This window comes from Flavobacterium amylolyticum (assembly GCF_048284335.1).
Taxonomy (GTDB): domain Bacteria; phylum Bacteroidota; class Bacteroidia; order Flavobacteriales; family Flavobacteriaceae; genus Flavobacterium.
Genome location: NZ_JBLVPG010000004.1, coordinates 276,263 through 285,595, shown reverse-complemented (window position 1 = coordinate 285,595; position 9,333 = coordinate 276,263). Strand labels below are relative to the sequence as shown.

Below are 9,333 nucleotides of genomic sequence, written 5' to 3'. Positions count from 1 at the left end.
TAGATAATTATCTGTATGATTTTTTAAAATGCAGATTTTTATTTTATATCAGTTGATTAATAATAGGAACCAATATAAATTTTAAAAAAAGTAACTAATATTCCTGTAATTTAATTGCGTAAATTTAAAAAAAAACAACAGCAAAATATTTTGGTACTCTTTTATTTTAAATAATCGACTGATTTAAAATTAATTCCCTTTTAGAATATTCAATTCTATTATCATGGGAGAATTTCTTGCAGGAAAGTTATCAAGATCAATAATAGATTTTATCAAAAAAGGGTAATGATTACATTTATAGAGGTAATATGCGTTTTTGTTTTGTAAATGGTTACTAATTATTTTTGCTAATTAATCACAAAATTATTTTCATAAATGAAAAACTTACTATTGGTTCGCCATGCAAAATCAAGTTGGGAAGCTCCAATGCATGATAAGGAACGGGGGCTGACTTGTCAAGGCGTAAAGGATGCTAATCTTGTTTCTACTCATGTAAAAGATTTAATTCCTAAAACATACATAATTTGGAGTAGTTCTGCCATAAGAGCAGCCAATACAGCTTTAATTTTTGCTCAAAATATTTTATATCCCATTGAAAATATCGTTTACAAAGACGATCTTTATACTTTTGATGAAAATGAACTAGAGAAAGTTATCAAATCATGTAATAATGTTTTTGAAAGTGTTATTATTTTCGGTCATAACGCAGCAATTACAGATTTTGTTAATAAATTTGGAGATATTTATATTGAAAATGTTCCTACAGCTGGTTTTGTTTCATTAAAATTTGATATTGATAATTGGAAAGATTTAAAGAAAGGTAAGATTAAAAAAATAATATTCCCCAAAGATTTAAGATGAATAAAGTATTAGAATATAAATATATTGACAGAGAAAAAAGTTGGTTGGCTTTCAACGCTAGAGTTCTTCAAGAAGCTGGTGATCACTCAGTCCCATTGCTAGACAGATTGCGTTTTTTAGGTATTTTTTCAAATAACTTAGACGAGTTTTTTAGAGTTCGTTTTGCGGCCATTAGACGATTAAGTTTGACTGGTATAACAGGGGAAAAATATCTAGGTGGTATATCAGCTCAACAATTAGTCAAAGATATTACAGAGATCGTTATTCAGCAACAATCAGAAAGTTTACGAATCTTAAATATTATTGAAAGTGAGTTAGAGACTAAAAATATCTTCATTATAACGGAAACCGATATTACTATTGAGCAAGAAATTTTTCTAAAAGATTTTTTTATTCAAAAAGTAAGCCCGGAATTAGTAACCATTATCTTAAATGATTTGGCAGAGTTTCCAGTATTAAAAGATACTTCTGGATATTTAGCGATCAAATTGGTTATGAATAAAAATTCAGAAGTACGATATGCTGTAATTGAAATTCCTAAAACGATCAACCGCTTTGTTGTTTTACCGTCCAATAATGAAAAACAATATATCATCCTTTTGGATGATGTAATCAGGCATAACTTGAGCAATATTTTTAATATTTTTGATTATCAGAGTGTTTCGGCTCACATGATAAAAATCACCAGAGATGCTCAACTTGACATTGATAGTGATTTAAGTAAAAGTATGATTGAAAAAATATCATTAAGTGTAAAAGACAGAAGAATTGGTGAACCGGTGCGTTTTATTTACGACCAGTTAATTGAAGAAGATACATTACAATTTTTTCTAGACAAAATGAAAATTGTTTCAACAGATAGTATTATTCCTGGTGGACGATACCATAACAGAAGGGATTATATGAATTTTCCAAATCTTGGAAGATATGATTTATTATATCAAACGAATGATCCACTGCCAATTCCAGGACTAAGTCTAGAAGGGAGCATGCTGGAGAAAATAAGTAAAAAGGATTATTTATTAAACGCTCCTTATCAATCCTTCTCGTATCTCACCAAGTTTTTGCGCGAAGCGGCCTTGGATCCTAAAGTAATTTCTATAAAAATTACATTGTATCGATTGGCAAAAAATTCTCAAATCATCAGTTCCCTCATAAATGCTGCTAAGAATGGAAAAAAAGTAACTGTCCAAATCGAATTACAAGCTCGTTTTGATGAAGCTTCAAACATTTCTTATGCGGAACAAATGCAATTAGAAGGAATTGAACTTATTTTTGGAATAAAGGGCCTTAAAGTGCACAGTAAAATATGTGTCATAGAAAGAAATGAAAATGATAAAATAAAACGATATGGGTTTATTTCAACCGGTAACTTCAATGAATCTACCGCTAAAGTATATACTGATGTTACTCTTTTTACAAGTCATCAGCAGATTTTGAAAGACATTATGAGGATATTTGAGTTTTTTGATATTAATTACAGGGTGCATCGCTATAAACATCTCATTGTTTCGCCACATTATACCAGATTGCGATTTGTAAAGTTAATTGATAGAGAAATTACCCATGCACTAGCAGGAAGAAAGACGCATATAAAGTTAAAGATGAATAGTTTGTCTGACTTTGCAATGATAGATAAATTATATGAAGCCAGTAGTGCAGGTGTAAAAGTCCAACTTGAAGTGAGAGGAATATGCTCTTTGATTCCTGGAATCCCTGGAATGAGCGAAAATATAGAGGCAATAAGTATTGTAGATAATTATTTAGAGCATTCCAGGATTTATATTTTTGGAAATGCAGGGCAAACGGAGGTTTACATTTCATCGGCTGATTTCATGACTAGAAATCTCGATGGAAGGGTTGAAGTTACCTGTCCAATTTATGATCAGGAAATAAAAAATGAGCTTATTGATAATTTTGATATCGGTTGGAAAGGAAATGTAAAAGCCCGTTTTCATTCGTATAAATTAGATAATAAATACCGTCCTAGAAATCATAATTCTGTTTTTAGAGCACAATTAGAAACATATAAGTACTATCAAAATAAGCTGACAGTAGTATTGCAAAAAGAAGAAGATGTATAATTATTTATTCAAAATGGAGTGTAATGTGTTTTATTAATTTTATAGTTAATGATTGAATAAAATAATTAGTAAAGAAATAAACGAATTGAAACGAAGATGATTAAAATAAAAAGATATGCTGCAATTGATATAGGTTCTAATGCCATGCGTTTACTGATTGCTAATATTGTGGAGCAGGAGGGAAAAGAACCTCAGTTTAATAAAAGTTCCTTGGTTCGTGTTCCCATTCGTCTTGGTCAGGATGCTTTTACAGTTGGGGAAATTTCAGAAGAGAATATTGAAAGGATGTGTGATGCTATGAAAGCTTTTAATCTTTTAATGAAAGTTCATAAGGTGGAACGGTATATGGCATTTGCTACTTCAGCCATGCGAGAAGCATATAATGGAAAAGAAGTTGTAGCAATAATTAAGAAAAAAGCAGATATAAAAATAGAGATTATCGATGGAAAAAAAGAAGCAGCCATAATAGCTTCAACTGATTTGCATCATTTGTTAAAAACTGATGAAACATACCTATTTGTAGATGTAGGAGGCGGTAGTACTGAGTTTACCCTTTTTGCTAACGGAAGAATGATAAATTCTAGATCCTTTAAAGCAGGAACAGTACGGCTATTAAACAATATGGTTTGCGATGTAGTCTGGGATGAAATAGAAAAATGGATTAAAGTAAATACACAAGAATACGATGATGTTACTTTGATAGGATCTGGAGGAAATATTAATAAGTTATTTAAGATGTCAGGCAAAATACAAGAAAAACCCTTGTCTTACATATACATGAATTCTCAATATGCTTTCTTGAATTCTCTTTCTTACGAGCAAAGAATATCTGAACTAGGGTTAAATCCTGATCGTGCCGATGTTATTGTTCCCGCGATTAGAATTTATCTGAACGCCATGAAGTGGAGTGGAGCACGAAATATTTACGTGCCAAAAATTGGGCTATCAGATGGTATTGTAAAAGCGATGTATTATAATAAAATTTAATTTTTTAATGTATTAGATTATGCGTCTAAATCTAATCCAAATGTTGTTCGTAATAGTTCAATATTTGGATTTATTTCATGTAGCCTGTTGTATCTGTCTTGGTCGTTGAAGCTTCGTTTGTTTTCATAACTTTCATTTACAATAACCTTAATAGTTATATCATGATTGTGTAAATGTCCTTTTAAATATCCTAATAGTCCATTTAATTCTTTTTCAAAATCTAATTTTGAACCTTCATTAGGTAATTCAATTGTGATGGCATTTCCATTTAATTTAGGGTCGTTGATGAGTAATAACGATTCCATAATTTTATAACCCTTGTCTCCTAAACGTTGCGCATATTTGTTCCATTGTAATAACATTTCCGTCTCTGTAAAAGATTCAGTAGGCAAATGCAGCACTTCTTTTACAATTCCTTTATTGCTTTCTTCTAATGCTTTTTTGGCACGAATACTTGACAGCGAAAATGCAGATACCTTGGGTTCATTTGAAAACGGAAGATCAATTTTTACTAAAGGAATTAAAACTTCAATAGTAGGTACAATAATTGGAATTGTAGACTCTTTTTCTGTAACTGAAATCTTGATGTTACTTTCTACCTTAGCCTTTGGACTCTCCACAATAGAGTAATCGTTTTTTCTAAAATAAGTAGGCGGAATTATAAATTGGTCAACTTTTTTTTTTCTCCATCAAAAGTGATAGAGGCAAGTTGCATTAAACATAATTCAACTAGAAGACGTTGATTTTGGCTCAGTTTGTATTTTAAATCACAGTCATTTGCTATTTCGATACCTTTTAATAAAAAGTCCTGACTGCATTTTTGTGCTTGAACACCGTACATGTGTTGTGCTTGTTCTCCCACTTCTAATAACGATAAAGTAGCAGGGGTTTTAGAAACCAGTAAGTCTCTAAAATGCGATGCCAATCCAGATACAAAATGATGCGCATCAAAACCTTTGGCAAGAATATCGTTGAAAGCCATCAATAATTCCGGAATTTTGTTTTCCAGAACTAAATCAGTAATATTAATATAGGTTTCATAATCTAACACATTCAAGTTTTCCGTAACGGCCTGGCGTGTTAGGTCTTTACCACAAAATGAAACTACTCGGTCAAAAATAGACAAAGCATCACGCATGGCGCCATCTGCTTTTTGAGCAATGATGTGTAAAGCATCATCTTCAAAATTTACACCTTGACTGGTAGCTACTTCGGCAAGATGTTCTTTCGCATCTTTTACCGTAATTCTTTTAAAATCAAATATCTGACAACGAGAAAGTATTGTTGGAATGATTTTATGTTTTTCGGTCGTAGCCAAAATAAAAATGGCATGTTTTGGAGGCTCCTCTAATGTTTTCAAAAATGCATTGAAAGCTGCAGAGGACAACATGTGAACCTCATCAATAATATATACTTTGTATTGTCCTGTTTGTGGCGGAATACGAACCTGATCAATTAGATTTCGGATGTCATCAACAGAGTTGTTGGAGGCAGCATCTAATTCGAAAACATTAAAGGCAAAATCTTCATTCGGATCATCATAACCCGGTTGATTGATTTTTCGCGCTAAAATACGGGCACAAGTTGTTTTGCCAACACCACGTGGTCCTGTGAATAAAAGTGCAGAAGCAAGATGGTTGCTTTCTATGGCATTTAGCAGAGTATTAGTAATGGCTTTTTGTCCTACAACATCTTTAAATGTTTGAGGTCGATATTTACGTGCCGATACAACAAATTGTTCCATAGAAATTAATTCGACCACAAATATAGGTTTTGGTAAGTCAAATAACAAGTTCCCAATAACAAAAAATGTAACCAGAATTAAATGATTGAACATCAAAAATTAAAAATAGATTTTATAAAAATTAATCTTAGACTTACGCAATTATTTCTTTATCAAGTAGTTTGAGTAGCGCGTATTCTTCGGGTAGGAATTTAACATTAATTTTTTTGGATTTGTATTGCCAAATAGATCCTTTTTCGAATGCAGCAATAACTGTTGGATGAACATAATATTTTTTACAAACCGATCTTGTATTGCCCAGTTTTAATGCAACTTCATCAATTACTTCGATTATTTTGCGTTTAGATTCTATTTGATTTACAGGTGGTTTTAATTGTTGGAACGCACTTAATGCGTTAACGCTTCCGGACCAAACTCGAAAATCTTTGGCCGTAAAATCTTGGTTTGTGATACTTTTTAAGTAGTTATTTACATCTGCCGAACCAATTGTATGATGCTTTCCTTGCAGGTCATAGTATTGGAATAAATCTTGTCCGGGAATATCTTTACATTTTTGGACTAATGTTGCTAATTTTTTACTTATTAAATTGATTTTGTGCTTGACACCTTTTTTGCCTGTAAATTCAAATCTAATTTTTGAATTTTGAAAGCCGACATGTCTGTCTTGTAAAGTAGTTAGTCCAAAGGACCCGTATAATTTTTTGTATGTTTCATTTCCAATACGAATATTAGTAATCTCTATTAATTTTATTACCAGCGCAATAACCTTTTCGTAAGTTAAATTTTTATTTTTTAAATCTTGTTCCACCTGTTTCCGAATCAAAGGTAAGGCTACAGCAAAACTTTGAATGCGATAAAATTTAGACTGATTTCTAATTTTGTTCCATTGGTTATGATACCGATACTGTTTTCTTCCTTTAGAGTCAATGCCTGTAGCTTGTAAATGGCCGTTTTCATAAGGTGAAATCCATACGTTTTCCCATGCGGGCGGAAGTACTAATTTTGAAATTCGGGTTAAGATTTCAGGATCATTAATTGAATTTTTATTTTGATCAATATAATGATAGGTATTTTTATTTTTAATTCTAAAATACCCCTTACTATAATTTACACAATAGCGCAGGCTTACTGCTTTTGCTGTAATTATGGGATCCCTTCCTATTTTTTCTAGCTTAGATTGTAAGCGGTTCATTGTACTATTGTACTATTATTCAGGACGATTTTCTCTTCCTTTAATTGTCAGTTCATTTAAAACCATTGCGGCACTATTATCAGCAAATGAAGACAGTCCTGCTACAAAAACACCTTTTTCTCCAGTACTGGATTTTATGCCAAAAACGGTAGCTTCATCTCCAGGATCACTTTCTCCTTCATACCGATACAGATGCACAATTTCAAAATCATCTGGACTGTCAATTATCCTTTTTTCTTGAACGTTAAAATCGATTGTAAATCCCTTTTCTTTTAATTCTTCTAATGCTTTAGAAACAGTCGCATAATGATACATTCGCTTGTCCATGATATTTTTTTTAGGAGTTTATTTTATTTAATTAAAGATAAAGTGAGATTAGGTATAAATATTTACATAATTATAGGTAAGTATTGTAAAATTTTTTAGTTTTATTTTTTGGTTTTGTCATAATTAATTATGCGCTGTGAGAATGTTTATTTCATCATTCTCAATTGTAGAGGGTTGTTGATGAATTTAAAAACTTCAATCCAGATAAAGTGTGTTTCTGTACTTTTTTTTGTTGAATCAAAACTTTAAATTTTATCCCCATATCAACCAATAATCTGTAATTCATAAGTGCTTCATGTGCTGCTAACTGTAAATTATTTTGATGTTTCATTAAAGTAATATTTTGATACTCTTTGATGCCTAAACCTAATAAAAATTGTGCTTGATCTACTATTCCGCAACACTCAATTCCATATTCTAAACCCCATTGGGATAAAGCAGAAAAATTGACATGTGTAGTTATGTCTTGTTGTCCAATAAATTGATAGGGATTGTCGTTTTTTTGATGTTTGTGATAACACAATAATGTACCGCAACTTCGACGACTAGTGTATAATTCAGAGGATAGAGATCCATAATCGATGGTAATAATGTATCCTTTTTGTAAGCAACGAGAAACTTCTTTTATCCAAGATACGGCTTGTAAATTGACTTCTGCCCGAAAACCTTTAGGTAATTCTACCTTTAATGTTTCAAAATAATCAATTAGTTCTTTACTGGCAGGTTTTAAAACTTCAACAAAATCTTCTTTATAATCTACAAATATTTCTTTAAGTTCTTCTTCCATAATAACCTGATGCACAGAAAAATTATCAATTAATTCATTTGATAAAATACAGCCGTTAATTGTAGGAATATCTTGAATAGAGTTGTACCAACTGACTTTTTCTTTCAAATGTCGCTTTTCAATTTCGCGCATGCTAACACTTTTTTCAATAATACAATAGCTTAATGAATTATATAAAGCATTATTATTTTTGAGATAATCTAAAATATCATGACACAACAAACCGGTACCAGCACCATATTCAATAATCTTAAATGGTCCTTTACCTAAATTATTCCACATCTCTTCAATTTGGCGCCCGATCATGGCTCCAAAATCAGCTGAAATATATGGGCTCGTGTAAAAATCTCCATCGGCTCCAATTTTATTTTGTGGGGCACTGTAATAGCCTAATTCTGGATAATACAATGCCATTTCCATAAAATTTTTAAAAGACAGTGGTCCTTCTTTTTTGATTCGCTGTATTATTATTTCGGATAAGTGCATCGCGCTAAAATAATTTATAAGAATTCAAAATAAATTTATGCTTAAAGAATTGATGTTGTATACATTAAAGTTTGCATTGTCCTGCTCCATCGATACATAATTTTTCTAAAAAAAGTGCTGCATCATTATCTGAATTAGCTGAAAATCCCGCTACAAAAACCCCTTTTATACCTGCATTTGAAGTTATTCCATAGACCACAGATTCTTCTGCTGGATCAGTATCACCTTCATAGCGGTATACATGATTTACTTCATAATTGTGTGGATTTGTTTTAATGTCTTCTTGATGAATATTAAAATCATAGGTAAAACCTTTTTCTTTTAAATCCTCTAAAGCTTCCAAAACGGTGGTGTAATGATAAGTTGGTTTCATAAAAAACGATAGATTAATTGTTCTATATAAAGGTAACTAATTTATTATTAAGTCATTATAAAAAGGTCGTTAAACTAAATAGCCTTAAATAGTGTTACACAAAAAAATAGTGTAATTTCGCAGCGCAGACCGCCTTATCGCCGTTTTGAGTAATCAAAAAGGAGGAAAGTCCGGACACCAAAGGGAAGCATAGCGGGTAATACCCGTCGGTACCGATTTATCGGGATTAGGACAAGTGCAACAGAAAGTATGTACAGGTAATGCTGTAGTGAAACCAGGTAAACTCTATGCGGTGAAATATCAAGTATATCAGCATTTAAGGGCTTCTCGTCCGTTGTTGAAGGGTAGATAGCTTGAGTCTCGCAGTAATGCGGGATCTAGATAAATGATGAGGCTCTAATTTATTGGAGACAGAATCCGGCTTATAGGTCTGCATTTTTTTATTTAAATCCAAATCAAATTTTATTGGAATAAAAGGCTAATTTTTAAAAT

General features: G+C 31.7%; 9 protein-coding genes and 1 other RNA gene. 4 read left to right on the top strand and 6 right to left on the bottom strand.

Going from position 1 to position 9,333, the window contains the following annotated elements; genetic code table 11:
- Positions 1-375 precede the first annotated feature (375 nt).
- The 3 genes from ACNQF9_RS14300 (at position 376) to ACNQF9_RS14290 (ending at position 3,932) form a co-directional block, all read left to right on the top strand.
- Entirely contained in the window at positions 376-861 is a 486-nt protein-coding gene (locus ACNQF9_RS14300) for a SixA phosphatase family protein (protein WP_417961711.1), read from the top strand.
- Positions 858-2,945: a polyphosphate kinase 1 gene (gene ppk1 / locus ACNQF9_RS14295; RefSeq protein ID WP_417961709.1), complete on the top strand. Its 2,088-nt coding sequence runs from the start codon at positions 858-860 to the stop codon at positions 2,943-2,945. Before ACNQF9_RS14300 ends, ppk1 begins: the two co-directional genes overlap by 4 nt.
- Positions 2,946-3,041: 96 nt before the next feature.
- Positions 3,042-3,932, top strand: coding sequence for a Ppx/GppA phosphatase family protein (locus tag ACNQF9_RS14290; RefSeq protein WP_417961707.1), 891 nt, complete (start codon positions 3,042-3,044; stop codon positions 3,930-3,932).
- 17 nt (positions 3,933-3,949) lie between these two features.
- Here ACNQF9_RS14290 and ACNQF9_RS14285 read toward each other — a convergent pair whose 3' ends face one another.
- The 6 genes from ACNQF9_RS14285 to ACNQF9_RS14260 all read right to left on the bottom strand — a co-directional run bounded on the left by ACNQF9_RS14285 (position 3,950) and on the right by ACNQF9_RS14260 (position 8,841).
- Positions 3,950-4,552, bottom strand: a complete 603-nt coding sequence (locus ACNQF9_RS14285) for a DNA polymerase III subunit gamma/tau (RefSeq protein ID WP_417961705.1) — start codon at positions 4,550-4,552, stop codon at positions 3,950-3,952.
- 38 nt (positions 4,553-4,590) lie between these two features.
- Positions 4,591-5,676: a DNA polymerase III subunit gamma/tau gene (gene dnaX / locus ACNQF9_RS14280; protein ID WP_417961703.1), complete on the bottom strand. Its 1,086-nt coding sequence runs from the start codon at positions 5,674-5,676 to the stop codon at positions 4,591-4,593.
- 133 nt (positions 5,677-5,809) lie between these two features.
- Complete coding sequence (locus ACNQF9_RS14275; protein WP_417961701.1) at positions 5,810-6,868, bottom strand: DNA topoisomerase IB; 1,059 nt, start codon at positions 6,866-6,868, stop codon at positions 5,810-5,812.
- A gap of 15 nt (positions 6,869-6,883) precedes the next feature.
- Positions 6,884-7,195: a hypothetical protein gene (locus tag ACNQF9_RS14270; RefSeq protein ID WP_417961699.1), complete on the bottom strand. Its 312-nt coding sequence runs from the start codon at positions 7,193-7,195 to the stop codon at positions 6,884-6,886.
- Between the two features lie 160 nt (positions 7,196-7,355).
- The gene (locus tag ACNQF9_RS14265) at positions 7,356-8,468 is read right to left on the bottom strand and encodes a class I SAM-dependent methyltransferase (RefSeq protein WP_417961697.1); all 1,113 of its coding nucleotides are present in this window, start codon (positions 8,466-8,468) and stop codon (positions 7,356-7,358) included.
- Positions 8,469-8,532: 64 nt separating this feature from the next.
- Entirely contained in the window at positions 8,533-8,841 is a 309-nt protein-coding gene (locus tag ACNQF9_RS14260; protein ID WP_417990470.1) for a hypothetical protein, read from the bottom strand.
- A 121-nt stretch (positions 8,842-8,962) separates the two neighbouring features.
- Between ACNQF9_RS14260 and rnpB the strand changes: the two genes are divergently transcribed.
- An RNA gene (rnpB, locus tag ACNQF9_RS14255) (RNase P RNA component class A) lies at positions 8,963-9,282 on the top strand.
- Positions 9,283-9,333: the final 51 nt, after the last annotated feature.

Excerpts from the sequence above, each read along its gene's own strand:
- ACNQF9_RS14300 (WP_417961711.1), top strand. The coding sequence starts at position 376 with ATGAAAAACTTACTATTGGTTCGCCATGCAAAATCAAGTTGGGAAGCT.
- ppk1 (WP_417961709.1), top strand. The coding sequence starts at position 858 with ATGAATAAAGTATTAGAATATAAATATATTGACAGAGAAAAAAGTTGG.
- ACNQF9_RS14290 (WP_417961707.1), top strand. The coding sequence starts at position 3,042 with ATGATTAAAATAAAAAGATATGCTGCAATTGATATAGGTTCTAATGCC.
- dnaX (WP_417961703.1), bottom strand. The coding sequence starts at position 5,676 with ATGGAACAATTTGTTGTATCGGCACGTAAATATCGACCTCAAACATTT.
- ACNQF9_RS14275 (WP_417961701.1), bottom strand. The coding sequence starts at position 6,868 with ATGAACCGCTTACAATCTAAGCTAGAAAAAATAGGAAGGGATCCCATA.
- ACNQF9_RS14270 (WP_417961699.1), bottom strand. The coding sequence starts at position 7,195 with ATGGACAAGCGAATGTATCATTATGCGACTGTTTCTAAAGCATTAGAA.
- ACNQF9_RS14265 (WP_417961697.1), bottom strand. The coding sequence starts at position 8,468 with ATGCACTTATCCGAAATAATAATACAGCGAATCAAAAAAGAAGGACCA.
- ACNQF9_RS14260 (WP_417990470.1), bottom strand. The coding sequence starts at position 8,841 with ATGAAACCAACTTATCATTACACCACCGTTTTGGAAGCTTTAGAGGAT.